At 57.3% G+C, this 25,449-nt stretch carries 28 protein-coding genes and 1 tRNA gene; 7 read left to right on the forward strand and 22 right to left on the reverse strand.

What is annotated here, in order from left to right:
* Genes I8J29_RS08490 through I8J29_RS08500 form a run of 3 tightly spaced genes read left to right on the forward strand, consistent with a single transcriptional unit; the run spans window position 1 to window position 2,765 of the window.
* Window positions 1-828 (forward strand): carbohydrate ABC transporter permease, encoded by an 828-nt coding sequence (locus tag I8J29_RS08490; protein ID WP_208847197.1) that lies wholly within the window; start codon window positions 1-3, stop codon window positions 826-828.
* A gap of 39 nt (window positions 829-867) precedes the next feature.
* A complete protein-coding gene (locus I8J29_RS08495; RefSeq protein ID WP_208847198.1) occupies window positions 868-2,043 on the forward strand; it encodes a trans-sulfuration enzyme family protein in 1,176 nt (391 codons plus the stop codon).
* A gap of 44 nt (window positions 2,044-2,087) precedes the next feature.
* Window positions 2,088-2,765 carry a FadR/GntR family transcriptional regulator gene (locus I8J29_RS08500; protein ID WP_338113099.1) on the forward strand — a complete coding sequence of 226 codons (678 nt, stop codon included), beginning with the start codon at window positions 2,088-2,090 and terminating at the stop codon, window positions 2,763-2,765.
* A 914-nt stretch (window positions 2,766-3,679) separates the two neighbouring features.
* On the opposite strand, the gene I8J29_RS08505 is transcribed toward I8J29_RS08500, so the two are convergent.
* The 3 genes from I8J29_RS08505 to I8J29_RS08515 all read right to left on the reverse strand — a co-directional run bounded on the left by I8J29_RS08505 (window position 3,680) and on the right by I8J29_RS08515 (window position 6,476).
* Window positions 3,680-4,399, reverse strand: coding sequence for a response regulator transcription factor (locus I8J29_RS08505; RefSeq protein WP_208847507.1), 720 nt, complete (start codon window positions 4,397-4,399; stop codon window positions 3,680-3,682).
* Between the two features lie 229 nt (window positions 4,400-4,628).
* Entirely contained in the window at window positions 4,629-6,014 is a 1,386-nt protein-coding gene (locus I8J29_RS08510; protein ID WP_208847199.1) for a PepSY-associated TM helix domain-containing protein, read from the reverse strand.
* Window positions 6,015-6,047: 33 nt separating this feature from the next.
* The gene (locus I8J29_RS08515) at window positions 6,048-6,476 is read right to left on the reverse strand and encodes a FixH family protein (RefSeq protein WP_208847200.1); all 429 of its coding nucleotides are present in this window, start codon (window positions 6,474-6,476) and stop codon (window positions 6,048-6,050) included.
* Between the two features lie 322 nt (window positions 6,477-6,798).
* Between I8J29_RS08515 and I8J29_RS08520 the strand changes: the two genes are divergently transcribed.
* Window positions 6,799-7,437, forward strand: a complete 639-nt coding sequence (locus I8J29_RS08520; RefSeq protein WP_208847201.1) for an SCO family protein — start codon at window positions 6,799-6,801, stop codon at window positions 7,435-7,437.
* 90 nt (window positions 7,438-7,527) lie between these two features.
* Complete coding sequence (locus tag I8J29_RS08525; protein ID WP_208847202.1) at window positions 7,528-7,938, forward strand: FixH family protein; 411 nt, start codon at window positions 7,528-7,530, stop codon at window positions 7,936-7,938.
* 4 nt (window positions 7,939-7,942) lie between these two features.
* On the opposite strand, the gene I8J29_RS08530 is transcribed toward I8J29_RS08525, so the two are convergent.
* Window positions 7,943-8,620 (reverse strand): sulfite exporter TauE/SafE family protein, encoded by a 678-nt coding sequence (locus tag I8J29_RS08530; RefSeq protein ID WP_208847203.1) that lies wholly within the window; start codon window positions 8,618-8,620, stop codon window positions 7,943-7,945.
* 166 nt (window positions 8,621-8,786) lie between these two features.
* On the opposite strand from I8J29_RS08530, the gene I8J29_RS08535 reads away from it, so the two are divergent.
* Window positions 8,787-9,146: a c-type cytochrome gene (locus I8J29_RS08535; RefSeq protein WP_208847204.1), complete on the forward strand. Its 360-nt coding sequence runs from the start codon at window positions 8,787-8,789 to the stop codon at window positions 9,144-9,146.
* Here I8J29_RS08535 and I8J29_RS08540 read toward each other — a convergent pair.
* The 11 genes from I8J29_RS08540 to nrdR all read right to left on the reverse strand — a co-directional run bounded on the left by I8J29_RS08540 (window position 9,143) and on the right by nrdR (window position 16,441).
* Complete coding sequence (locus tag I8J29_RS08540; protein ID WP_208847205.1) at window positions 9,143-9,787, reverse strand: response regulator; 645 nt, start codon at window positions 9,785-9,787, stop codon at window positions 9,143-9,145. The genes I8J29_RS08535 and I8J29_RS08540 overlap by 4 nt on opposite strands.
* 17 nt (window positions 9,788-9,804) lie before the next feature.
* Window positions 9,805-10,320 (reverse strand): TlpA family protein disulfide reductase, encoded by a 516-nt coding sequence (locus tag I8J29_RS08545; RefSeq protein WP_208847206.1) that lies wholly within the window; start codon window positions 10,318-10,320, stop codon window positions 9,805-9,807.
* Entirely contained in the window at window positions 10,301-11,101 is an 801-nt protein-coding gene (locus I8J29_RS08550) for an ABC transporter ATP-binding protein (RefSeq protein ID WP_240546042.1), read from the reverse strand. The genes I8J29_RS08545 and I8J29_RS08550 overlap by 20 nt, the downstream gene beginning before the upstream one ends.
* Complete coding sequence (locus I8J29_RS08555) at window positions 11,004-11,816, reverse strand: ABC transporter permease (protein ID WP_208847207.1); 813 nt, start codon at window positions 11,814-11,816, stop codon at window positions 11,004-11,006. Before I8J29_RS08555 ends, I8J29_RS08550 begins: the two co-directional genes overlap by 98 nt.
* Window positions 11,813-12,040, reverse strand: a complete 228-nt coding sequence (locus I8J29_RS08560; RefSeq protein ID WP_208847208.1) for a hypothetical protein — start codon at window positions 12,038-12,040, stop codon at window positions 11,813-11,815. Before I8J29_RS08560 ends, I8J29_RS08555 begins: the two co-directional genes overlap by 4 nt.
* Window positions 12,041-12,043: 3 nt before the next feature.
* Complete coding sequence (locus tag I8J29_RS08565; RefSeq protein WP_208847209.1) at window positions 12,044-12,376, reverse strand: nitrous oxide reductase accessory protein NosL; 333 nt, start codon at window positions 12,374-12,376, stop codon at window positions 12,044-12,046.
* Window positions 12,373-13,716, reverse strand: a complete 1,344-nt coding sequence (locus I8J29_RS08570) for a right-handed parallel beta-helix repeat-containing protein (protein ID WP_208847210.1) — start codon at window positions 13,714-13,716, stop codon at window positions 12,373-12,375. The genes I8J29_RS08565 and I8J29_RS08570 overlap by 4 nt, the downstream gene beginning before the upstream one ends.
* A gap of 35 nt (window positions 13,717-13,751) precedes the next feature.
* Window positions 13,752-14,201: a hypothetical protein gene (locus tag I8J29_RS08575; protein ID WP_208847211.1), complete on the reverse strand. Its 450-nt coding sequence runs from the start codon at window positions 14,199-14,201 to the stop codon at window positions 13,752-13,754.
* Window positions 14,202-14,440: 239 nt separating this feature from the next.
* A complete protein-coding gene (locus I8J29_RS08580) occupies window positions 14,441-14,986 on the reverse strand; it encodes a HupE/UreJ family protein (RefSeq protein WP_208847212.1) in 546 nt (181 codons plus the stop codon).
* 736 nt (window positions 14,987-15,722) lie between these two features.
* Window positions 15,723-15,798, reverse strand: a tRNA-Ala gene (locus I8J29_RS08585).
* 178 nt (window positions 15,799-15,976) lie between these two features.
* On the reverse strand, window positions 15,977-16,441 hold the full coding sequence (nrdR, locus tag I8J29_RS08590) for a transcriptional regulator NrdR (protein ID WP_090641931.1): 465 nt from the start codon (window positions 16,439-16,441) through the stop codon (window positions 15,977-15,979).
* 126 nt (window positions 16,442-16,567) lie between these two features.
* On the opposite strand from nrdR, the gene I8J29_RS08595 reads away from it, so the two are divergent.
* Window positions 16,568-16,786: an alpha/beta-type small acid-soluble spore protein gene (locus I8J29_RS08595; RefSeq protein WP_090641932.1), complete on the forward strand. Its 219-nt coding sequence runs from the start codon at window positions 16,568-16,570 to the stop codon at window positions 16,784-16,786.
* A gap of 64 nt (window positions 16,787-16,850) precedes the next feature.
* On the opposite strand, the gene I8J29_RS08600 is transcribed toward I8J29_RS08595, so the two are convergent.
* The 7 genes from I8J29_RS08600 to I8J29_RS34435 all read right to left on the reverse strand — a co-directional run bounded on the left by I8J29_RS08600 (window position 16,851) and on the right by I8J29_RS34435 (window position 25,351).
* Complete coding sequence (locus tag I8J29_RS08600; protein WP_208847213.1) at window positions 16,851-17,429, reverse strand: lytic transglycosylase domain-containing protein; 579 nt, start codon at window positions 17,427-17,429, stop codon at window positions 16,851-16,853.
* Complete coding sequence (gene coaE, locus I8J29_RS08605; protein WP_208847214.1) at window positions 17,426-18,022, reverse strand: dephospho-CoA kinase; 597 nt, start codon at window positions 18,020-18,022, stop codon at window positions 17,426-17,428. The genes I8J29_RS08600 and coaE overlap by 4 nt, the downstream gene beginning before the upstream one ends.
* A gap of 66 nt (window positions 18,023-18,088) precedes the next feature.
* Window positions 18,089-18,793 carry an MntP/YtaF family protein gene (locus I8J29_RS08610; RefSeq protein WP_208847215.1) on the reverse strand — a complete coding sequence of 235 codons (705 nt, stop codon included), beginning with the start codon at window positions 18,791-18,793 and terminating at the stop codon, window positions 18,089-18,091.
* A 95-nt stretch (window positions 18,794-18,888) separates the two neighbouring features.
* The gene (gene mutM / locus I8J29_RS08615; RefSeq protein WP_208847216.1) at window positions 18,889-19,758 is read right to left on the reverse strand and encodes a DNA-formamidopyrimidine glycosylase; all 870 of its coding nucleotides are present in this window, start codon (window positions 19,756-19,758) and stop codon (window positions 18,889-18,891) included.
* A gap of 61 nt (window positions 19,759-19,819) precedes the next feature.
* Window positions 19,820-22,480, reverse strand: coding sequence for a DNA polymerase I (polA, locus tag I8J29_RS08620; RefSeq protein ID WP_208847217.1), 2,661 nt, complete (start codon window positions 22,478-22,480; stop codon window positions 19,820-19,822).
* Between the two features lie 121 nt (window positions 22,481-22,601).
* On the reverse strand, window positions 22,602-23,798 hold the full coding sequence (locus I8J29_RS08625; protein WP_208847218.1) for an EAL domain-containing protein: 1,197 nt from the start codon (window positions 23,796-23,798) through the stop codon (window positions 22,602-22,604).
* On the reverse strand, window positions 23,795-25,351 hold the full coding sequence (locus I8J29_RS34435; RefSeq protein ID WP_208847219.1) for a diguanylate cyclase domain-containing protein: 1,557 nt from the start codon (window positions 25,349-25,351) through the stop codon (window positions 23,795-23,797). Before I8J29_RS34435 ends, I8J29_RS08625 begins: the two co-directional genes overlap by 4 nt.
* Between the last annotated feature and the right edge of the window lie 98 nt (window positions 25,352-25,449).

A 25,449-nucleotide genomic window follows, 5' to 3' on the forward strand; every position in this document is an offset into this window, starting at 1 on the left:
ATGAAGCGTCACGCGTTGAAAGGCTTGAAGGTCGTTTTCTTGACGCTCTATCTGATCACCATGGTCTTCCCGCTTTATTGGATCGTCATCACCTCCCTGAAGCCCCAGAAGGATATCTTCTCCTTCCCGCTGAACTATTGGCCGGATCGGATAACGTTCCAAAACTACATCAACATCATCAAAATCTCCAAGTTCCACGTCTATATCGCCAACAGTCTGCTGATTTCGCTCAGCGCCGCCGCGATCGTCGTCTGCATCTCGGTGCTGAGCGCCTATGTGCTGGCCCGGTTCAAATTCCGCGCCCACCGGCATGTGATGCTGGGCTTCTTCCTGACCCAGATGCTGCCCGGCTTCGTGGCGCTGGCGCCGCTTTATTTGCTGATGACCCGGCTCGACCTGATCAATACGCGCTCTTCGCTCGTGCTGATGTATACCGTCGGGTTGATTCCGTTCTCGACGATTCTGCTCAAAGGCTTCTTCGAACGGATTCCCTCCAGTCTCGAGGAGGCGGCCATGATCGACGGCTGCTCCCGGATGTCGGCGCTCGTCCGCGTCATTATGCCGGTCATGCTGAACGGGATCGCGGCCACGTTCATCTTCGCCTTCGTGCAGAACTGGAACGAGCTGTTCATGGCCGTCCTGTTCATCGACGACGAGACGCTCAAGACGCTGCCCGTCGCGATGAACTCGTTCGTCATGAAATTCGACGTCGATTGGGGCGCCATGTCGGCCGGGACCGTGCTGTCCGTCCTCCCGACCATCGCGCTGTTCGCCGTCGCGCAGCGCTTCATCGTCGAAGGGCTGACGCAAGGCGCGGTCAAGGGATAAGGATAAGCTAAGCGCCCGTAACGAAAGGAGCATGCAAGGATGAACAAGAAGGCAGACCTGGCCTGGCAGTATTCGGCGGTGACGCACGACCCCGTCGACGTTCGGCATCACGGCGCGATCAACGTGCCGATCTACCAAACGAGCCTGTTCGCGTTCGAAACGTACGATGAATTCCGGCAGGCCGCCCAACATCCGCAGCAGGCGCACGTCTATTCGCGGGGCAGCAACCCGACCGTCTCTTATCTGGAGGAGAAGCTGGCCGCGCTCGAAGGGGCGGAAACGGCGAAATGCTTCGCTTCGGGCATGGCCGCCATCTCGGCCGCGATCCTGTCCACGGTCAGAACCGGCGACCATATCGTCTGCGTCAGCCAGGCGTACGGCCCGACGCGAATGTTCGTCACCCAATACCTGCAGCGCTTCGGCATCGACGCCACGCTCGTGGACGGCAGCTCGCTGGACGATATCCGCGCGGCGCTCCGTCCGGAGACGAAGCTGCTTTATCTGGAAAGCCCGACGTCGATGCTCTTCCAGCTGCAGGACTTGGCAGCCTGCGCCGCGCTCGCCCGCAGCCGCGGCATCGTCACCATTGCGGACAATTCGTGGGCGACGCCCTTCTTCCAGCGCCCCTTGGAGCTGGGCATCGACCTCGTCGTCCATTCCGTGACCAAATACATCTCGGGACAGAGCGACAGCGTCGCCGGCGTCGTGATCGGCTCCAAGCCGCTCGTCGGCCGGATCGCGGAGGACGAATACATGCTGCTGGGCGGCATCATGACGGCGCATACCGCGGCTCAGATTACGCGCAGCCTGCGTACGCTGCCGCTGCGCATGGAGCGGCATGAACGAAGCGCGCTGGCGGCCGCGGCGCATCTGGCGGGCCAGCCGTACGTCGCGAAGATCAATCACCCCGCGCTCCCCTCGCACCCTCAGCATGCGCTCGGCCTCCGGCAGATGAACGGCTCGAGCGGGCTGTTCTCGTTCGAATCCGCCGAGTCGCCGGAGAAGATGCGGGAATGGGCGAACCGGCTGAACTATTTCAAAATCGGCGTCAGCTGGGGCGGCTTCGAGTCGCTCGTGACGGTCAACCCGGCCTTTCCGGGCTGCGCGCCGGAAGCCCGCAGCCTGATCCGGCTGCATATCGGCCTCGAGAACGTCGACGATCTGACGCAAGACATGGATCAGGCGTGGGCGGGCGTGAAGGATATGCAGCCGTAACCGTGCATCACCGCTGAATTTGCGATTACGAGGAGGGAGACGACGTGGCTAAAATCCAAAGGCAATCGATGCCGGAATTGGTTTCGCAAGAAATTCAGAATTTCATCGAAGAGCAGTCGCTGCAGGAAGGAGATAAGCTTCCGTCGGTCGAGGCGATGACGCAGATGTTCGGCGTCGGCCGCTCTTCGCTCCGCGAAGCGCTGCGTTATCTGGAGGCGATCGACGTCATTACCATCGTCAACGGCAAAGGGATTTTCGTCCGCGACGTGGGCATCTTCCGGTTCGCCGGCAAGATCAAGATCGAGAAAGAGAAACGCTTCCTCCTCTCGATCCTGGACGTGCGCCGGGCGCTGGAAGGAAAGGCGGTCGAGCTGGCGGCCAAGCGGATTACGCCGTCGCAGATCCGCGAATTGACGGAATGCTTGCGGGAATACGCCAAGCTGAAGGAAGCCGGGCAGCCGACCTCCCAGATCGACCTGGCTTTCCACCGGGGCGTCATGCGGGCGGCGGCCAGTCCGATTTTGTTCAGCGTGCTCGAATCGATCTCCAGCATGTACGAGAAGTTCTTCCATGAACCGCTGGGCGAGCAGAAGCTGTTCGACGAAACGTACGAGTTTCATCCTACGATGTTCGCGGCCATCGCGGATCACGATCCCGTACGGGCGCTTGCCGAGTTCGACAAGCTGATGAACTGCATCGAAGAGATTATCAAGGCGTACTGATCGTGTGAAAACGCCGGAAATGGGCGCGTTCGCGTTTGTGTTAGACGGAGCCTGGGCGAATCGGCTTGCATCGCTTGATGATCCGTCAGGGATGGCACCGTCCTCGGCACCAAACAGGCAGGGACCCTATGATTGGGTTCCCTGTCTTTTTGTTATGATCCTAACATTCGGCTGCAATGTCTTAACGTCTCCGCAGAAGATACGGATGAGTTGTCCTTACCGGTCGTTCGCCCCTTTCTGACAACTGCCCATGCACTATACCCGATTGAACATATAATGCGGTGTACCTCAAATAAAGGAGCTGACTACAATGGGATATGGTGTTGGAGGCGTAGGCGGAGTAGGTTGCGGACCTGTCGGCGGTTTCGGCTGCGGCAGTGCGCTGGGTATTGTTCTTGTCCTGTTCATTCTGTTAGTCATCATCTTGCGGGGCGTCTTTTTCTAAGTAATGGACTCCATTGAAATCCCGTCTGCGACAACCTCCTGGTTCAATAGCATTGCCTAGGCATGTCTGCTAACCGGACAGTGGACCGCCCCCAAGATAAGGTCACAAGCCCCAGCGAGTATTCGCTGGGGCTTTTCATTTTGATGGTCCCGCGGTTCGACCTGCCGCAATGTTCCAACATCCGAAGATATCATGATCAGTAAGAGCAAAATGAGGTAATGATAAAGCGCATAGCTTCGGCTATGCGCTTTATCATTTTCGAGCAAAGATTTCGAGAATATTTTCCCCAATGTGTAGACTAAAGCAAGCAACTTATTCTTCCTTACTCAGAAATTTGATAAGAAACCAGCATCCAGCTAACAAACCAATGATGACAACAAAAAAGCCTGCAATTCCGATGCCGTCCATGAATGGCGAGGAACCCATCATCGTTCGATCTCCCCTTTCCGTATCGCTACCTTACTTCGCTTTAAAAATCCTGCAAACAATAACCTACGCCCCATACTGTTTGGATAATCGCTCCGGCTAACCGAGAAGCGCCATTTAACCGCGTGCGAATACGTTTGACATGGGCGTCAACTGTTCGATGGTCGCTGCTTTTAAGGTAATTATGATCCCAAACCGCCTTCAGCAGCTCTTCCCTTGTAAATACTACGCCGGGATGTAAGGCGAAATAGAGGAGCAGTTCATACTCCTTTAATGCCATAGTAATCGGCTTTCCATCGACGAGAACGCGGTAAGCCGCAGGTTCGATGACGACACGCTTTAAGATCACTGTGCCTCCGTTAGAGCGTTGCCAGCCTGAAAACGGAACGGCCTGGCTTCTATTCACGATGGCCTTTATTCGGAAAGCCACTTCTCGTGCGCTAAACGGTTTGACCACGTAATCATCGGCTCCAGCCTCAAAGCCTTGAAGGCGTTCATGCTCATTTCCGCTTGCCGTCAGGATGAGCACGGGCGTTTGTTTAACCCGGCGCAGCTGCCTGCACACATCGAGGCCGTTCATGCCCGGTAGCATGATATCCAATACGATTAAGTCGTAATCATGTTTCAACGCTCTCTCCAATGCGTTAGCTCCATCCTCGGCCTCATCCACTATATAGCGGTCTCGCTCCATATATAAACGCAGCAGCTTTCGAATGCGGTCTTCATCGTCTACGATCAGAAGCCTTTTGGCGCGTTCCTGCATCAGCATGGACTCCTTTCCTGCCTCGGAGGGGATAGATTTAGTATAGGCTGATCCCGCTTTGCTCGAAAACCGCTCGAACGGGCTAGTTTAGCCTTCAGGTATGACAAAGCAGTGAAGATTCCCAATGAGCTGATTGCTCCTGGGCGTTTGCCGGTGCACAAAAAACCGATGTCGCTGATGGACATCGGCCTCAATGGGTTACGCCATATTCATAAGCTGGCCGGCTCGTTTAACTTAGCCAAGCGCGAAGCTTTGAAATTCGCTGTATCACGACCCAATCCAGAATGAGCGCAGCCAGGAACGTGATGCCGACAGGAGGAATAATGACGGCAAGCACAATGACGATCAAGGCTGCCCCCCGCTGCAGCGTATGGTTCACCGGCTTCGTCGGTGCGCCGAGCACGGTTCCCTTCGGTCGGCGGCGCCACCACATGACTGCGCCTAGGATCGAGGAGCCGGCAATTGCAGCGCACGCAAGCAGGCAGAGGATTAAGTTCGCTACACCGAAGTAATGCCCCTCATGCAGCGCAATGCCGATTTCGATCATTTGCGCCATGGTTCCATAATCGCTGAAACGGAATGACGTAAGTACTTTCCCGCTGTATTGATCCATATGAATCGTGGCTTCGTCATAGACGTTTTTAGGCCAAACGGAAATGGTATACACGCCTTTATCATCTTGCGGGAGCGCTACGCTGTAGCCGTCGACAATCTTATCTTGTTTGGCGATAGCCAGCACGTTCTCGATCGGCAGCGCGGGCACGCCGCTCTCGCTCGAGCGCGGAACGGGCAGGTTCTCGGCAGCCCAAGGCACTTCCAGGATGTCCTTCGTTGGTACGGCCGACTCTGTACCGCTGCCGCCCCATACGCCAGCAGGATAATTGCTGTTCAAGGCCGTTGCTGCCTTGTCGATATAGTTACCGGTTATGCCGGACCATGGAAGTCCCGTGATCACGAGCATGATGATGACGATGCTGAGCCAAAACATCGGTACGGCATGGAGATCGCGAATCGTGGTTTTGCGCCCTTTGCGGAATCGCGGAAGCAATACGCCCCATATTTTGCTCGTACCTCTCGGCCACCAAAGGTAGAGGCCGGTCACGATCAACACGATCGCCCAGCTAGCTGATAATTCGATCATTTTATCGCCGACGGAGTGGTCTCCGGCCAACAGGCTGCCGTGAAAGTCTCTAATCCGCTGGGTAAAGGTTTTGGACGGATCCAAGGATCCGACGATCGTCCCGTCGTACGGATTCACGAAGACGGTATGGTCGCCCTCGGGAACGGAAATGCCGATTTCGGCAGTACGGTCTTTGCCGAAGGAAGGCTTATAGGAGGTAAGCGCGGCGTCCGGATATTTCTTCTTCACGGCTTCCAGTTGATAGGAAGGCGAAATCTTAGCAGTTTCCTGGGCCGGAATGTGATACAGCCTATGGTACATCGCATCATCGATCTGGTCTTTAAATAAGTACGTGCCGCCGGTAATGGCGAGCACAATCAGAAACGGCATGAATATCATGCCGGCGTAAAAATGCCATCGCCATATCCTGGCATACAGTCCTCGGCTTACCGGCTGCTTCGCCGGTGCCGGTTGTGCTTTCGTCGCAAGTTCCATTGAACGGCCCCCATCTCATCTTGCTCATTGGCTTTAAGGATTTGTCGATGCAACCGTCAGGATGGTCTTTTTATGACGATCCTTCTCCAGCGTAACGGCAGCCTTCCAGCTCCCATCCATCGCCCATTTCAGTTTCGCGGTATATTGACCGTCGCCGCTGCGCTTCATATCGCCTTTCGATTCGTGACGCATGCCGTGCATCGACATCGTAATCGTCAGACGCACGTGGTCAAGCGCGGCCGGTTGACCTGACTGATCCGTTATCGAGGCTTTGTATTCATGCATTGCGGAGCCTGCGGATGATTCTTGAAGTTTTACGGTCAGGCCGTCCAAATAAGGGCTTGAGGCGGCCGGTTCTGAGGTACCGCAGCCTCCAATCAGCAAAGCTGCCGTCCACATGACCATGAAGCCGATTAGCGCGACTCGACTTTTCCCGATCCCGGTTGTCATGCCGTCATCCATCGCCGAGTCTGTTCGATTGGAGTAACGCTAGCCGTAGGTATCTGTGCCGTCTTTCGTTGCATGCTGCTCATTTTCGAGCCGTCCCCCGTTTCTTGTTCACAATCCGTGAACAGTGTATCAGGGGGACAACCGCAGCAACATGACTAGGAAGAGCTATTTTGAGGGGAGGTCTTGTCCGAATTTTGAACATGACCGAGTTGTACGGGAACCTGATAAAACAATGACTCGAACGAGTCATGCTTTCCAATTTTGGCACATGCTAGAATGAAGGCGCCGGTCAGCGTAAAAGCAGGTAAAACAAAAAATGCGAAAGGAGCTGAATATGAGTAACGGACTAAAAAAACACGGACTGTTTTGGAGTGCGATCATACTGCTGGTAATCGCCGCGCTGCTAGCGATTCGTGGAGAAATCGGCGGTCAGTCGAAATTGAAAGTGATCCGACCTGTCCCTTCTTTCAGCTTAACCGACATGGACGGCAAGCTTGTCCAATCGTCCGACTTGGGCGGCAGCGTGGTGCTGCTCGCGTTTATCTTCACGATGTGTCCCGACATTTGCCCGATCACGACCAGCAAGATGGTACAGCTGCAGGAGGAATTAAAAAATCGCGGACAATTCGGCAAACAGGTTCGCTTCGTGTCCATCACGATCGACCCCGAACACGATACGCCGGAAGTGCTGAAGCAATACGCGTCGAAAATGGGTGCCGATGCTGCAGGGTGGAGTTTCGTGCGCGGAACGGAACAAGGTATTCAACAATTGGCCTCCCGTTTCGGGTACATGGTTCAGAACCTTGGGGACGGCAATTTCGTGCACACGGTGACGTCCTTAACGTTAATCGACAGCCGCGGGCAAGTCCGAAACGTTTACAAAATGGGCGAAGACATGGACAACCAGACCGTGCTCAACGATATCGAAACGTTAGCCTCGGACCTGAAGAAGACTCCTGCATCTGCGTCCTAGATAATCAATGCCACCGTACGAGCAGCGGCCCGTATGCGTGCTGAATCCCCCCTACACCGCATACATGTAGCGGTGTAGGGGGGATGAACGGTGAAAAAAATGTTGGCTGTTCTGAGTTTGGTAGTGCTTGGGGTTGCGGCTGCGTATTGGAAAACGAGCGGCGAGTCGTCGGCACCGAGGCTTCGGACGGAAATCGAGCAGAACCATCTGCGCATTGATGTACAAACCGAGTCCACGGATATCCAGCCCATGCATGAGGCTCGGTTCGCCGTAACGTTGACGGATGCCGCTGGGAAGCATCTGCCGGCGTCCGAAGTTGAAATGACATACGCCATGCCGCGGATGTTCTGCGGGCAGTTCAATGCAGAGGTCTCGCAACTACGTCCGGGTGCTTATCTAGCCGTCGGAGTACCGGTCATGAAAGGGAGCTGGGAAGCTAAGATAACCGTTGTCTTCGAGAAGAAACGGATTACAATGACCCATCCGTTTCGAGTAATCTAACGACTTACCATAGCCAGGGATGAATAGATGGAATCCATCCGTTCGCGCTTAGGCCTTTCATAAGCGATAACAGACCCATGAGAACAGCGATGTAGAAGCCAAGTTTACTTACGGCATGCCGCCACTTGCGGCTCATTCGCCGAGCCGTTAAGGCGATGATAACAAGCGTAGGTACCGTTGCCAAACCAAAGGCAAGCATCGCCGTCCCGCCCGCGACCCAGGAGCCCGTTGCCGCCGCTCTCATCTGCATGGCATAGGTGAGACCGCATGGCAGCCAACCTAGCAAAAGGCCGGCCGCTATGGAGGCTCCCCAATCCAAACCGGGTTTACGCGTGAGCCATTTGGCGGCTAAGCCGTGCCAATCCATCGAGATACCGGTCAACGGAAGCGTATAGCGTCGAAACGCCCACAATAAAATGAGGATGCCGCCTAGCATGCTGGCCATCGCTTGGACCTGTACAAGAGAACCGGCCGCGTTCAAAAACGAACCGGCTGCTCCCAAAATTGCGCCGCTGACCGCGTACGTTGCGATTCGGCCTGCATGAAAAGCCAGCAGCTCCCGAAGCGCATCCCCCCTTGCCTGCAAGGCTATGGACGAGCCAATGCCGCCGCACATGACGATACAATGCGGTGCACCTGCAATACCGAGCAGCGCTGCCGGAACCCATTCAGAGACAATCATGGCGCCTCCCCTTCCCGCTAATCATGCAATCATCCCTAGCCTCCTTCATCTTATGTCGGCGGCATCCAAACAAAGAATAGCCCGCCCGGGCTGGCCCGAACGAGCTATGGAATCATGACACATCATGCGATAAGCTAACGAAGAATCTGAAGCGGAGGGAACAACCATGCACAAACGACTGATGCTGATTACGTTCGCGGCTGCTGCCGTACTGGGTATCTGTCTGATCATCTTTGCTTTGCCCGAGAAGCAAGAAGCCGGCAACGGAAATACGGCCGCGATTCCGAATGCGCCTGTCAATGCAACCGCCGCGGAGACGACATACAAAAGCAACTGCGTCTCGTGCCACGGAACGGATCTCCAAGGCAAAATCGGACCGAACCTCACCAAGATCGGCGCCAAGCTCTCGAAGGAACAGATCGATGCCAAGATTTTGAAAGGCGGCGGAGTCATGCCTTCCTTTGAAGGCAGGTTGTCCGCCGAAGAAGTCGCAAACCTGGCCAAATGGCTATCGGACAAGACCTAGCGGTCCATGCCGAGTCCACGCTCGTACGCATAACGCGCGAGCTGGACACGGTTTTCCAGGTGCAGCTTTTGCAGAATATTTTTTAGATGATTTTTCACTGTATGTTCAGAGATGTTGAGGTGAGACGCGATTTCGCGGTTTTGCACCCCTTTGGATACCCAGGTTAAAATCTCGGTTTCCCGGGGGGTAAGCGGCGTATGGTGCGAAGCCTTCTCGCGATCGAAAAATTCTTTAAGGAACCGAAAGGCGAGCTCTCGAGACATCGGTACTTCGTCGAGCGCCACCGCTTTCAGGTAGTCGTGCCACGAACTCGGATCAAGGTTTTTGAGCAAGTAACCCTGTGCGCCTCTTTTAATGGCTTCGAATAAATGCGTGATATCGTCGGAGACCGTCACCATAACAATCTTGATGTACGGAAATCGCTCTTTGATGATCTTGGTTGCCTCAAGGCCATCCATTTCTTTCATATTAATATCCATCAGGATCAGATCTGGCATTTCTTGAACCGTCATCTCGATGGCCTCCAAGCCGTTCCGCGCCTCACCTACGACCTCGAATAAGGGGTCTCCCTCAATGATCGTCCGTATGCCTTCCCTGGCATCCCGGTGGTCGTCCGTAATTAATATGCGCATCGGTTGCATAGATGCCCTCCTCCTTTCTACTCCTGGATCAGCCATTCCGTTAGCTTTGATTCGGATTCGAATGCCCCGGATACGATTTTTGAGACGCGTCCATTCGCATCGATAAGTACGGTTGTCGGCAGCGCCTGTATCCGGTAAAGATCCGTCATTGTCCCGGCGGCGTCGATGACAAGCGGAAATGACAGGCCTTTGGCCTTGGCAAAAGCCGCAACCGTGCCGCGGGATTGGCCGATATTCACGCCGATAACAGCTGTATCATCGCGCTGCGTTGCGATGCGCTGCATGACCGGCATCTCCTTCACGCACGGCGGACAGTAAGTCGCCCAGAAATGCAGGACGACGCGACGCCCGCGGTAATCTGCGAGCTGAACCTCCTTGCCGTCTATATCCTTCAGATCGAACGCAGGCGCAACGCTGCTTACGGCAGCGACCGGACGACTATCGCTCATTTGTCGCACGACTACAACGGCCAGCACTGCAATGGCAGCCGTCAAGAGAATGACGCTTACTCGTTTACGGATGCGATTCATCATGAGGGGCCTCCTCCGTCCGGCCATACAAATTTCGAAGCGATGCCGAACGCCCTTCTTGAACGATTCTGCCTCCGCTCAAGAAGACGAGCCGATCGGCGCAAGCCTCGGCTACATCGAGCTGATGCGTTGAGAACAGGACGGACTGACCTTCCTCCTTAGCCGATTGAACAAGCTGGATAAACGTCTCCATCCAGAAGGGATCCAGCCCGTTCGTGGGTTCATCCAGCACAAGCAGTGCCGGCCTCGCCAATAGCGCTTGCGCGAACAACAGCCGCTGCCGCATGCCCTTGGAGAAGGCGGATACCGGCTTGCGTCGGACGTCCGAGAGTCCGACGCGCTCCAGAAGCTCCGAAACCCGTTCCTTCGGGGCTTTCCGCAGCTTCGACCAGAAGGCGAGATGTTCTTCCGCGCTTAGCCCGCCTCCGAAGCGGTAGTCATCCGGCATGTAGCCGATAATCTCGGCGTAACGGTAACGATCGCGCTTCCGGCTTAGCCCGTTGACGGTAATGTCCCCGCTGCTCAGCTCGAGAATACCGGCAACCATGCGGAGAATCGTGCTTTTGCCCGCACCGTTATCTCCGCATAGCGCAAGGATGCTTCCTTTCTCTACGGCCAGGTTCAATCCGTCGATAATCGTTTTTTTTCCAATGGTTTTTCGAACCATCCGCATCTCTAGCAGGACGTTATCCACGAACTCGCCTCCTTTCCCATACGACATAGGCTGCGCCAGCCGCAGCGGCGAGGAAGCCGGCGAACAATAACGCGAATAAGAGTAAACCATAAGGTCCTCTGACCCAAACGATCCAGTTGTAATATTCAGGTCCAAGCGCGGATCCTCCGCCGAGCCGAACGATGACGAACAACCGAACGAATTCTGCCGGGTTCAAAGCGGTCAGCGTTAAGAGAAGCGGCTTGATCATGCCGTAAGGTACAAAGCCAAGCACGGCGATAAGCAGCGTGGGCCATCCGATAACGGCAAAAAACCAAACCGAAACCCCATAGATAAGCGCTTGCCAGCGATTGCTCGCAAACGTGCCGAGCCACAAAGCTACTGCGAGGAATAAGAGTACAAGTCCGGACGAAAATGCGATATACAGACCGAACGCGCCGAACCGAATGCCAAGAAGCGCCCCTACGACACCGGTCAGCCCGAAGCCGAACGCGACGATGGCGAGCATGACAATGGCCATGCCCATATATTTCCCCGCCAGAAACGCGAACGTGCTAAGCGGATAGGAGGCGAGCAGCTGCCAGCTGCCCTCTTCCTTCTCCGACGTCAAGGTAAACGAACCGAGCAGCAGTGCCACCAGAGGCAGTAAATACAACATAAGATTCAACAGCGTTCCGGTAATACTCGAGAAGCCTTCCACATCGTTCTGCGACTGAATGAGCAACAACGACAAGCTGAAAACAGCGAATAAGCCGAGAAACGAGTACGCCCAGGGATTACGAAAGCCGATTCGGATCTCGCGGACCGCAATATGCCAGGCATTCATGCGCCCGCCTCATCCCTTTCGGCGTTGCCTCCCATATCCATCTCGCCATGCGCATTTTCGTCATGTTCCCCGCCCATGTCGGACATGTTATTCATTTGATCCATGTTTTGCGCCCAGGAATGCTTCGCCAGTTCGCTCGCCGTCATCAGCTTGCCGGTCTTTTGTTCATCAATGAATTGCTGCGCGGACGAACGGTCCTTAAACGCATAAATCCCATAAGCCATTGGCTAGCGGAAAGAGGCGTCGTAGGCGTAGTATGCATCGCTGTATGGGACCCAGGTTAAATCGTCGTAATCCCGTACGTATTGGGCACCGATTTCTTCGTCGGGGTTCTTCGTACGCCATTCGTTCATGCATCCGATATCGTCGAAGAAATACGTCTTCCCCTTCGTCGTGGTCAGTTGGACGGCGAACGCGTCGTCCTTGACCTGCATATTGCATACCGTGCATTTGGCGGTTGCCTCGTCGACTGCGACCGGTTCATATTGTTTCTTGGAACAACCCGTCATCAAAATCGTTACGATCAATAAGGCCAAGATGGGAATCGCATATTTATTCATCGTCTTCTACCTCCGAATTGTAGGATGATCCAGCTGGATACGAGCAGCAGGCATGCGCCGGCGGTGAATAACCCCAAGTCTGTTCCGGCGGCATCGGAGCCATCGCTTTCAGTCATGGCCGGCTTCATAAGCGGCATCGCGTCGCTCGCCCATTCGTTGCGGTTCGTTTCGAACAAGCTCTCCAGAAAAAGCATACCCGGCGATCGAAAGAAAAGCTGATACGCCGGCGTTTCGCTCGTCAGCTGTTGAAAAAACGGATTAATGGCGTAGGCGGTGTTGCTTGCCCCGTCGCCATCGGAATCGATGCCCCTATACGCATCCCAGTAGTTCCCCGTTAATTGATTGTTCTTGCTCCCCGTTAATTGATTGTTCTTGCTCCCCGTCGCTTCAGCCTCGATGACATTTCCGATAAAATCATTGTTGGTGAAGCGATTATTCTCGGCATCCAGCAGCTGGATGCCTGTAAAATTCCGCAGTACTTGGTTGTTTTGGAGCAGATTGTCTGTCGATTGTTCTATATAAAGCCCGACTCGGTTGCCCTCAACAAGGTTGCCTTCGACGCGGGACGTATGGACATCGAATAACAGCAGTCCCTGCGAGTTGACGTTTTCGCTTTGCTTCGCAAACCGGTTTCCGGTTACGACGGCATCGTTGACCCCCATGATCATAGCCCCTGTGACGTTGGCATAGCCGTGATTATCTTTCACGACGGTCTGCTTGGTGAACATGCAGTGTACGCCATAACGGGAATGATCGATTGCGTTGCCGGATACTACATTGCCGTTACTGCTTTCCAAGTAGATGCCATCGTTCATATTCGACACGGTATTGCCGGTAATGATGTTCTGGTGCGAATCGAATAGATCGATCCCGTTTCGTTTGACCGTCTTCCGGTTGCTCCCCGAGGCATTCGCGTCGTCCAGCGATCGGACTTGGGACTTCCCAATCTCTACGCGATTTGCTTTACGCAGAAGAATGCCGTAGCCCTTCGTGGAAATCTCGAGGGATTCCAGTTTCACTTCGTCTGCAGCGACGTATACGGCGGCATTCTTGTCCTTGGCATCGTGAACGACCCGTATGCCTTCCAGGGCAGCGCCTTTCGCCGTAATCGCGACCGTAGATTCCCCTTCGTCACTCCGAATCGTGACCGTGCCTTCACCCACAAGCCGAATTGAACGATTGAGTGTAAATCGGCCTTCGTAGGTACCAGGCGGGATACGCACACTTTCGCCATCCTTAGCTCCGGCAATTAATCGCTCAATGAGTGAAACATTTGAAGTTGCGGCGTGGACCATCGCCGGATCAAAGCCGTTAACCAGCGACGGCAGCAGCGCTAGCATCAGAATCTTTCGAGACCATCGATAACCGCGAATCTTCATTTCTGGACGACCAGTTCGGTTTTCTTCGTCATATGCAGATCGTCTTGATACAAATGAATGTATACTCTGTATGTATCTGCTTCCTTGAAGGTATGGTCCACCGTATAGGTGTTATCCTCGCCAAGCGTAGCATTGACCAGATCCGGGACAGCCGAGGTATCGGACCCCCGAATATCAAACTGCACCTCTGCTCCGTCCGTATTGTTCAAGCCCGTAATCTTGGCCGACAGTTGGATCTTCTGTCCTGTAACTGCTGGCGACGGGTTAGTGGTCAGTGCGACCTGTATCGCTGCCGGGTCTTGCCCTTCCGCCTCTTTGGTTGAACCGCACCCCGTTAGCAACATGAAGATGAATAGGCATGATACTAGGAATCCAGCCGAGTATTTCAAATCCTTCACTCCCTTCTCGTTCATTTCCGTACTAAGTGTACCCGCTGCGAGCAGCATCTAACATGACTCCTTCGAGCTAATCTACCCTGGAAATATGGCGAATTTGAAGCGGTTGATGGCTGCCTAGCGCAATATTTTCTACAGGCAGGCATATTGGGATTACAGTTAAATCGCATTACAGGGCATAAAAAAGAACGTTCCCGTAGAGAACGTTCTTAGAACACTTAGACATGGTGAATGCGATTTGATGGGATGGTCTGGAGGCAGCAGGCTTGATTTACAGTAGCATAATTAGCTTAGAATAATACGCGTTGTCCTAACCAAATTGCCCCCAAGACAAACGCAACGGTTGACGCAGCATAGACTGCTTGTCTTGAATATTTCCAACGGTGCAAAAGCAACAACAGTGGGAACAGGACCCCAACTATCGTTATCTGAACCGCTTCGATGCCGAGGTTGAAGCTGATCAGAGCCGTAGCCAGCATCGTTTTCGGCAGATGCATTCCCACCAAGAGATCTGCGAAACCCATACCATGGATCAGACCAAATAAAAAAGTAATAACCCAGCGATGGCTAACTTGCTTACGTACAACATTATCAATGGCTACAAAGCAAATGCTAAGTGCAATCATTGGCTCGACGATCCATGCAGGCACATCAATAACCCCAGTTACAGTCAATGTTAACGTGATACTATGAGCGATCGTGAAGGCGGTTATCATTGTCGCGTACTCTTTAAACTTCTGTCTCGCAATGATGAGCGAGAATAAAAATAAGAGATGGTCATATCCGCCTAAAATATGATTCATACCTAAATCAAAAAATGAATACCAACCTGACATTGTGTTCGCCCCTTATTCGAATTCGTTAATGTGTTTAAGCATGGTATAAATATAGAAAGTTACTATTAAAAGACATTAGGCGTTGTGTAATTCTGCTGTAAAAAATAACTAATCATTGTGTAAACCTTCGGAGGCGGAGTTACTTGCATGGCAGTTGGGAAGGTAAATTTCATAGCTCATTCTAAAAAACCGTTACCGGCCCTCGTATTGGCGGGCCAGGGGGGCGCTTTGCTTGCACAGATTGCCGATCCGCCATGGATGTCCGAATCTTGATCGTATGCTGACGAAGCGTATTCGAGTCGGACTTTAGTCGGTCGATTCAGACGCCGTGCTCCTTCGCTGCCGCTTCGTCCGCGCGGACTGAACCCCGGGGTTATCGAAATTAGGATTGAAGCGGCTGCGGTAAATTTCGATGCCGTGCTCCTACGCTTGCGCTACGTACGCGCGGTCTGCCCCAGAAGAGCTCCACCGAACATAAAAAGTGTGTATCGTTGTGTATGATGGAGCCTAGAGGGATTCGGCTTGCCTTGCGCGCCGATCCGCCATGGGATGTCCGAATCTTGATCGTATGCTGACGAAGCGTATTCGAAGCGGACTTTTCGCGGTCGATTCAGACGCCGTGCTCCTTCGCTGCCGCTTCGTCCGCGCGGACTGAACCCCGGGGTTCGCCCCCTTCGGGGCTTCACCAAATAAACAAAAAACTACGTCCGATCGGACGTAGTTCGCATTGTTTATTTGGTGGAGCCTAGGGGGATCGAACCCCTGACCTCATCGCTGCCAGCGATGCGCTCTCCCAGCTGAGCTAAGGCCCCGTATTAAAGTGGCGACAAGAAAGATTATAGCATGGACTATCCGGTTTATACAAGTCTTTCCTCCAAAAAAATTTACGTCTTTTTTCGGGCCGCCGATTTGCCGTCTAGACGCAAAAGCAACCTGCCGCTCCGCGTACGACCGCGGCCGGCAGGTTGCTCTGCGAAACGTCCGCCGCGCTTAGGACAAAGGGTCCTTCGACAGCAGACTGTTGAGCTCCTTCATGAACATGTCGATGTCCTTGAACTGGCGGTAGACCGATGCGAACCGGACGTACGCTACTTCATCGACGGGATACAGCTGCGACATGACGAGCTCGCCGATTTCGCGGCTCTCGACTTCCGCCTGCGCGGTGGTGCGCAGCTCCTTCTCCGCTTCGGACACGATGATTTCGAGCTGGTCGACGGAGACGGGCCGCTTCTCGCAGGCGCGGATCAGGCCGCGCAAAATTTTATCGCGGCTGAATTCTTCCCGGCTGCCGTCTTTCTTGATGACGATCAGCGGAGTCTCCTCCACCATCTCGAACGTGGTGAACCGCCGCGTGCATTTCTCGCATTCACGGCGGCGGCGTATCGACTTATTTTCGTTAGCGGGTCTGGAATCGAGCACTTTCGTTCCAGCGTAGTCGCAATACGGGCATTTCATCGTCTATATCCTCCGTCTACTCGCGATGCGAATTCGAATACGCGAACATTCCCAAACGTTACCTGTAATGAAACCGCCATTATCGCACATAATACAGTTACCAACCGCAAGGAGGTGAACGAACGAATGGCTAACAACAACGGAAGCAGCAATCAACTCGTAGTTCCACAAGCTAGCGCTGCTTTGGACCAAATGAAGTACGAGGTGGCTCAGGAGCTGGGTATCTCTCTTCCACAAGACGGATACTATGGCAACATCACCACGAAAGATGCCGGTTCCATCGGAGGCAGCATCACTCGTAAACTGGTTCAAATCGCGGAGCAATCTCTTGCAGGTCGCGCCTAATCGATGATTGAACATCGGGCTTTGGTCGGTCGCCGTCGATGGCGGCCGGCCAAAGTCTTTTTTGCTATTCCGCCCGAATGTCGGGATAGAGCGTCTTGTACTTATTATAATAATAAATGACCCGCTGTATATAGTGTCTTGTTTCCCCGTACGGCACCTCGTCCACCGTCTCGGCCCGGCCATCCCACGTGCCGTCCGACAGCCAGCGATTGACCGTCCCCGGGCCGGCGTTGTAGGCCGCGATCACCTTTACCATATTCCCCTTGAACTGCGCGTTCAATTCGTTCAAATACCATGATCCGATCTCGATGCCGGCTTCCGGCTCCGCCGAGACTTTCTCGGTCGTCATATCTTTGAAGCCGCCCTTCTGGATGATCCAATTCGCGGTGTCGGGCATCAGCTGCATGATGCCGATCGCGCCTTTCTTCGAGACGGCTTCCGGTTTGTAGTTCGTTTCGACGCGGATGATGGCCGCCACCAGATGGGCGTCCAGCTCGTATACCTCCGCGCTCGCGGCGATTTCCTCGCGGAAATGCACCGGATACAGCCAGCGGCTCATCCATTCCGAGCGGATGAACAGCAGCGCAAGCAAAGCCAGAATCAAGATGAGAAATACGCGCTTGCGCAACCGGCGTTTCTTCATGGCAATCCCTGCTCCTGCCAGAACAGGTCGACCTGATGCCGCGTCTCGTCGAGCGTCCCGCCGTTGTCGATGACGAAATCCGCCAGTCGGCGTTTCTCCTCGATGTCCAGCTGCAGCGCGATCCGCCGCTCCGCCTCTTCCGGCGACATTCCGTTGCGGGCGATCAGCCGCTCCGCCTGCATGGCGCGCGGCGCATAGACGACCATGACCGCTTCGTACAGCGAAGCTTGTCCCGTCTCGTAAAGCAGCGGTATGTCCGCGATGATCAGCTGCTTCGGATCCTCCGCTTCATACGCGCGAATTTGCGTCCACATCCGGTTGCGAATGGCGGGGTGCAAGATCGCTTCCAACTTATTCAGCCGCTCGCGGTCGTTAAACACGAGCTTGCCGACCTCCGCGCGATTCATCGTGCCGTCGCCGTTCAGGACGGCTTGTCCGAATTCCGCGACGATCGCCGCCAAGGCCGGCTCGCCGGGAAGCACGACTTCCCGGGCCGCCTGGTCGGCATCCACTAGCTTGGCGCCTCGGGAGACGAGCATCGCGGACACCGTGCTCTTCCCGCAGGCGATTCCGCCGGTCAGTCCCAGTTTCAAGTCATTCACCTCGTAAGTAACCGCGCCGCCCGCCCACAGGCCGTGAGCGAGTCGACGCAGGGTATTCTACATGAGCCGTATGAAGCCCATGATGATGAGCATAATCCCCGGCAGCACCGACAGCGCGCGCATGCCGCGCCACGCCGCGAACCGAAAGCCGAGCCGCATGCCCGCCAGGAGAAACAAGCCGCTGGCCGTGCTGATGACGAGCGCCGTGAGCAGCGGGTTGAAGCCGACCAGCGCCGCGCCGAGACCGGCGCCGAAGCTGTCGAGCGACAACGCGAAGCCCAGCAGGACGGCTTCAGAGGACGAGATCACGCCCGACCGGTCGACGTCGGCGATTTGCGGGGTGCGCAGGATTTGGATGACGATGCCGAGCCGCTTCAGTTCGAAAATGACGATCGTCGAGGCGGTCGCGCTCCCCTCCGCCGTGAGCTCAATCGCGTCCCCCGTTTGGGGAACCGCCGATTCTTCGCCCGGATCGTCGGCGTTCTCGCGCCGGCGCTGCCACCATTGGATGAGCGCGTAGACGCCGATCAGCATGAGCAGGCCGGCGCCGATCGCCTTCGCGACCATCGGCGACATATAATTCGTAAACAGCGAGCCGATCTGCATGGACAGCCAGACGATCAGCCCCGAACAGAAGGCGATGATGCAGATCGACAGCAACGGTATGCGGATCCGTCTTAATCCGTACGTCACGCCAACGCCGAATCCGTCCAAGCTGACGGCAAACGCGAGCAGCACTAAGGAAAACGCATGAATAAGCACCTTGATGTCCCTCCCATGAAGACGTTAATGCAGGTTCTGTGCATTCGCCTAGAACATGAATGGTACATCATATGCGGCATCATGCCGCTCGTGCCTTATTTGGCGCGCGGCTTGACCTTTGCCTTGAGACGATTGCCCGGCAGCGGCTGGCAGGCGGGGCAGGTATGCGTGCCCCGTCCGCCGACGACGGTCTTGACGATCGTGCCGCCGCAGCGGGTGCAGGCGCCGTCCTCGCGGCCGTAGATGAGCAGCTGATGCTGGAACATGCCCATCTCGCCCTGGCCGTTGACGTACGACTTGATCGACGAGCCGCCGGCGTCGACCGCGCGTCCGAGCGTGGCGCGGATCGCGTCGTACAGCCGGGCCCAGTCCGGCGCCTTCAGCGTGTCGGCGGCCCGCTCCGGATGGATGCCCGCCGTGAACAGCGCTTCGTCCACGTAGATGTTGCCGAGTCCGACGATATGCGCCTGATTCAGCAGCAGCGGCTTGATTTTCGTCGTGCGGTGCGCGACCTCGCGCTTGAACGCCTGAAGCGTGAACGCGTCGTCCAACGGCTCGAGCCCCAGCTTGTTCAGCGGGGCGTTCGCCAGATCCTCGCCCGGCGCGAACAGATGCATCGTGCCGAATTGGCGGACGTCCTTATAGCGCAGCTCCGTGCCGTCATCGAAACGGAACCGCACGTGCGTGTGCAATTCGACCGGCTCGTCCTGCCGATAGACGCCGTAGCGCCCTTCCATGCGCAAATGCGACACGAGCACGAGCCCGTCGAGCAAAATACGCAAAAACTTACCCCGGCGCTCCACCGTTTGAATCGTATGGCCGGCAAGCGCGGCGGCGAATGCCTCCGGCTCCGCCGGCCGCTGTATAATTCGCGGAAGCGTCACGGTTACCCGTTCGATCCGTTTTCCTCCGACAAGCTCGTTCAGCGTGCGCCGAACGGTTTCGACCTCCGGTAATTCCGGCATTTCGAGTCCTCCCCTGCCAAATGGTCTACCCCCCATTATACGACAGGATGCGCGGAAAGTCTTACTTCGCCTCGTACCAATTGTCGCCGTAGCTGACGTCCGCCCGCAGCGGCACGTCCAGCTCGATCGCGCGCTCCATGACGTCCGGCACGAGCGTCTTCATCAGCTCCAGCTCGTCCGCCGGCACTTCGAAGACGAGTTCGTCATGCACCTGCAGCAGCATGCGGCTGCGCAGCTTGCGCGTTCGCAGCTCGGCGTCCATCTTGACCATCGCGAGCTTGATGATGTCGGCGGCGGTGCCCTGGATCGGCGTATTCATCGCCGTCCGCTCCGCGAAGGAGCGCAGGTTGAAATTCGAGGCTTTGATCTCCGGCAAGTAGCGCCGGCGCTCCAGCAGCGTCGTGACGTAGCCGTCCTTGCGCGCCTGCGCCACGATGTTGTCCATATACGCCCGCACGCCCTCGAACACGGCGAAATACTGCTCGATGAAGCGCGCCGCGTCCTTGCGCGAGATGCCGAGGTTGTTGGACAAACCGAAATCGCTGATGCCGTAGACGATGCCGAAGTTGACGGCCTTCGCCTGGCGGCGCATGTTGGCGTCCACGTTCTCGGCCGTCACGCCGAACACGTCCATTGCCGTCTTGGTGTGGATGTCCGTATCCTCGATGAACGCCTGCTTCATGCGGGCGTCGCCGGAGATATGCGCGAGCACGCGCAGCTCGATCTGCGAATAGTCCGCCGCGAGAATGCTCCAGCCCGCTTCCGACGGCACGAACGCCTTGCGGATGCGGCGCCCCTCCTCCAGCCGGATCGGGATGTTCTGCAGGTTCGGGAACTGGCTCGACAGCCGCCCCGTGGCCGCGATCGTTTGGCGGTAATACGTATGCACCTTGCCGGTATCGCGGCGGATCTCCTTCAGCAGCCCTTCCACGTAGGTGGACTGCAGCTTCGTCAGCTGCCGGTAGTGCAGGATCAGCTTTACGATCTCGGAGTACGGCTCCAGCTTCTCCAGCACCTCGGCGTCCGTGGAATAACCCGTCTTCGTCTTCTTGATGACCGGCAAGCCGAGCTTCTCGAAGAGCACTTCGCCGAGCTGCTTCGGCGAATGGATGTTGAATTCCATGCCCGCTTGCGAGTAAATGTCGCTCATGTACTGCGCGATGCCCCGCTCCAGCTCGGCCCCGAGCTCCTCGAGCACGCCCGGGTTGACCTGGATGCCCTGCTTCTCCATGCCGGCGAGCACGACGGCGAGCGGCAGCTCCAGCTCGTCGTTCAGCTTCGTCATGTTGCCCTTCCCGAGCTCCGCCGACAGCAATGGCACGAGCCGCCTTACCGCGTCCGCCTTGGCTGCGAGATGGTTCGCGAGCGCCTCGCCCGCCGGCACCTGCAGCCGCGCTCCCTTGCCGTACACGGCCTCGTCGGTCTGGATGGCGGCCAGGCCGAAGCGCTGGATCAGCGCGGCCAGCGTCTGGCTCGATTCCGTCGGGTCGAGCAGGTAGGCCGCGAGCAGCGCGTCGAACCGGATGCCGCAGAGCGGGATGCCGGCCCAGCCGAGCGCCAGCTCCGCCTTATGCAGGTCGTAGCCGCGCTTCGGCGCCTGCTCGTCCGCCAGCCAATCCCGCAGCGGCGCGGCGGTCCGCCCGTCCATCAGATCGTCGTACGTCGCCACGGCGATCCGGTCGCCGGCGGCGACCGCGAGGCCGATGAGCCGCGCCTGATGCGGGTTGTCGCCGATCGCTTCGATGTAGACGCTCTCCGAAGCCGCGAGCAGCGCCGTCAGCTCGGCGGCCGGCAATTCTCCGGCCGAGACGACGTCGTACGTGGCCGCGGCCGCAACGGCCGCGGCGTCGGCGCCGGCCGCTTCCGGCAGCGCCAGCCGTTCGAGCAGCGACTTGAACTCCAGCTTGCGGAAGTTGTCCGCGAGCGTCTGCGCGTCGTAGCCGCCGTAGGCCAGCTCGTCCGTCCGCTTCTCGAGCGGCACCTCGCGGTAAATCGTCGCCAGCTTCTTGCTCATGACCGCGCTGTCGCGGTGCGTCTCGACCTTCTCCTTCATCTTGCCCTTCAGCTCGGCGGCGTTCTCCAGCACGCCCTCGACGGAGCCGAATTCATGCAGCAGCTTCAGCGCCGTCTTCTCCCCGACCCCGGGGATGCCGGGAATGTTGTCCGACGTATCGCCCATCAGCCCCTTCAAGTCGATGATCTGCAGCGGCTTCAGGCCGTACTTGGCATCGATTTCGGCGGGATCGTAGCGTTCGACCTCGCTGACGCCTTTGCGGGTCAGCGCGATCGTGACATGGTCGGACGCCAGCTGGAGCATATCCTTGTCGCCGGACACGACGACCGTCTCCACGCCCTGCTCGTCCGCGAGCCGGCTGAGCGTGCCGATGATGTCGTCCGCTTCGTAGCCCGGCAGCTCGTACTGCGAGATGCCGAAGGAGCGCAAGAGCTCCTTGAGCACGGGGAACTGCTCCGACAGCTCCGGCGGCGTCTTCTCGCGGCCGCCTTTGTAGTCCTCGTACCCCTCGTGGCGGAACGTCGTCTTCCCGGCGTCGAACGCGACGAGCATATGCGTCGGCTTCTCTTCCTCCAGCAGCTTCAGGAGCATCGTCGTAAAGCCGTACACCGCGTTCGTGTGCAGGCCGGCCGAATTCGTCAGCGGCGGCATCGCGAAAAACGCCCTGTAGATGATGCTGTTTCCGTCGATCAATACCCATTTATCCATCCGAAGAGGCACCCCTCACCCTTTGATTTCCTTGGCACTATCATAGCATAAAGCAAACAAGCTTTCCCAATGGATCCGCTTGCGCGAACATTAGGAAAGCTTCATGGTTGCGCCGCCGGAACTAGGCGTCCGCCGCGAGCTCCCGGGCGGCGCCGAACGATGCCGGCCGGCCCAGCAGATACCCTTGCCCGTAGTGCACGCCGAGCGTCCGGATATGCAGCAGCTCTTCTTTCTCCTCGATGCCTTCGGCGATCACCTTGATGTCCATCTTCGCCGCCAAGTCCGCGAACGTCTGGACGAGATGCGTCTTCATCGGCTCCAAGTGGATGCCGCTGATCAGGGAACGATCGATCTTGATGTAGTCCGGCTTCAGCTCCACGATGGATTGCAGCGAGGAATAGCCGGCCCCGGCGTCGTCGATGGCGATCTGATACCCCTGGTTGCGGTAATGCCGCAAAATCCGCTTCGCCGCTTCGAAATCCTCGATGGACGTGCGCTCCGTAATCTCGAACACGACGTGGTGCGGGGACAAGCCGTAGCGCTGCAGCATCGGCAGCGTCTGACCCGGCGAGAACGACGGGTCGTTCATGATCTTGGCCGTAATGTTGATGAACAGCTTGCGTCCGCTGGCCAGCCCCGCGCAGCCTTCGATCGCCTTCTCGCGCGCCAGCCGGTCGAGCGCGTAGGTCAATCCTTCCTCGTCGGCAAAGTCGAACAGCCCTATCGGCCCGCTGAACCAGCGGCTCCCCGGCAGCCGGGACAGCGCCTCGTACCCGTACAGCGTCTCGGCGTCCGGCCGCAGCGCCAGGATCGGCTGATAAACGGGCTCGATAAGCCGCTCCTCGAGAATGCGCTCCAGCGCCCTGCGCTTCAGGCTGCGCTCCGCCGCGCCCCGCGACTGCCCGTGCACGATCGCCCGCTTGAAGCCGTCGTACAGGCGCTCCTCTTCGGAGGCGATGCCGTCGTCGAGGAACGATACGCCCGTATGCAGGCGAAGCTCGGGCACCTGCTCGCCGAATGCCGCCTCCATGAACCGCGTCTCCCAATCCGACCGCAGGTCGTTGGACAGCTCGAGCAGCCGTTCCTCCTGGGTCTCCCGCCGTTCCTGCGCGAGCCGGTAACCGACGAACAGGTCGTCCCGCATCCACAGCCTCGACGTCTCCTGCAGGCCGGCCGCCTCGTGCTCGTCCAATACCCGTTCCGCGAATATCCGCCAGGTCGCCCGAATCCGCCCCTTGACGTCCGCCCGTTCCTGCGCCTTGCCATGCCAAGCAAAGTAAATGATGCCCATCCCGCCGCTGTCTGTTCTCACGTTCACGTTTTTCCCTCTCCTAGATGCTTCTCCTCATATACGCTGCCTGACACGCAGGCGCTGCCGCTGATGGACTTGGCGCGCTTCTTCAGCCGCGCCGCCGCCTGCGAGACGGCCGCCGCGGTGACCGGCTGCTCCCCGTCCCACAGCAGCAGGGACAACGATAACGTGACGCCTTGCTGCGCGACCGGATGGCCGCTCCGGTCCGTGACGGCCGGCGCGTCTCCGCCGCCGTACGCGCCGACGCCGCCGTTGAACCGGTCGATCATCAGCCGGCACAGCCGCTCCGGATCGGAGCATTCCGACAGCAAGATAAAATCGTCTCCGCCGATATGGCCGATAAAATCGTCTCTTCCGCCCGCCGTAAGCGCCGCTTGCTGGAGCACCGAGCCCAAGAACCGGATCAGCTCGTCGCCTTGGCTGAAGCCGAAGCAGTCGTTGAACCATTTGAAATAGTCCAAATCGGCGTACACGATGGCCAGCGGGCGCCGGCCGTCGATCCGGCGCTGAATTTCCCGTTGAATGGGCGCGTTCCCGGGCAGTCCCGTCAGCGGATTGGCCGTCAGCGCTTCCTCCGTCCGCAGCTGCGTCAAGCATTCCAGGATCGATCGGACCGAGGCCGCGCCGATCAGCTTGTCGCCCTGCGTGATGATCACGACATGGTACAGGCGGGACATGTCGCGCGCCATCGCCATCTGGGCGACCTGCTCCACCGGCCAGCTCCCGTCGACCACGAGCGCTTCCTCGTCCATGATTTTGGCGATGGGCCGGTTCCAATAGAGCGGCAGGCCGAACTGGCCCGCGAGCAGCTGGTTCATGTTCTCTTTCATCACGAGTCCGAGCGGGCGCCCTTCGACCGCGATCACCGCGCCCTGGACATGCGGGTTCGCCTCGAACATCCGCGCGAGGTCCGATACGAGCGCGTTCGGATGGAACGTCGGAATCGACTTGGCCAGCTCGCCGATCGGAAAAGGCGACGGGCCGCCGGCCCGCGCGCGCTCGGCGGCGGGCTTGCCCGATTCCCGGGCGCTTGCGTTCGGCGATTCGGCATACGCCTCCGCCTCCGCGGCGGCCGCCGGCTCGAACACCGCCGCTGCCGCCTCCTCGCGGATCTGCTGGCGCATGACCGCGTGCTGCGCTTCCTTGACGGCGTAATAGATCGTCGCTTCCGCCGACCTTCCGATGCCCGACGGATACGCGAGCGCGTGGCCGATGGCGAACCCGGCGAGGGCGCGCTCGGTGCTCGGCGCTTGCAGCGTTTCCCGCGAGAAAGCGCGGCCCAGCCGCTCGCGGAGTCCGGCCAGCGCGCGTCCGACGAGCTTGTCCAATTGTTCGTCCGATTTGCCGCGCTGAAGGAAATAGAAAAAATCGTTCTCCATCCGGTACCGCCAGACGAGCCGCCGCTGCTCGTTCATCCAGCCCGTCAGCGCTTCATAGACGGATGCGGAAGGCCCGCCGTGCAGCTGCACGACGATGACGCCGATGCCGCCGTAATGCCACTGTTCCGTCAGCCGATGTATCATTGTACGGTCCAAAAGTCCATAGCCGATTTCGTCCACGGGAATCATCTCTCTTAGGCATAAGCCGTATTGACTAGCATCTAGGGCTATTGTAGGGGGAGATTGTGATGGGAGCATATCTGAACTGTTAAAATCAT

Origin of the sequence: Paenibacillus artemisiicola (assembly GCF_017652985.1) — a bacterium.
In the GTDB taxonomy this organism is placed as follows: domain Bacteria; phylum Bacillota; class Bacilli; order Paenibacillales; family Paenibacillaceae; genus Paenibacillus_Z; species Paenibacillus_Z artemisiicola.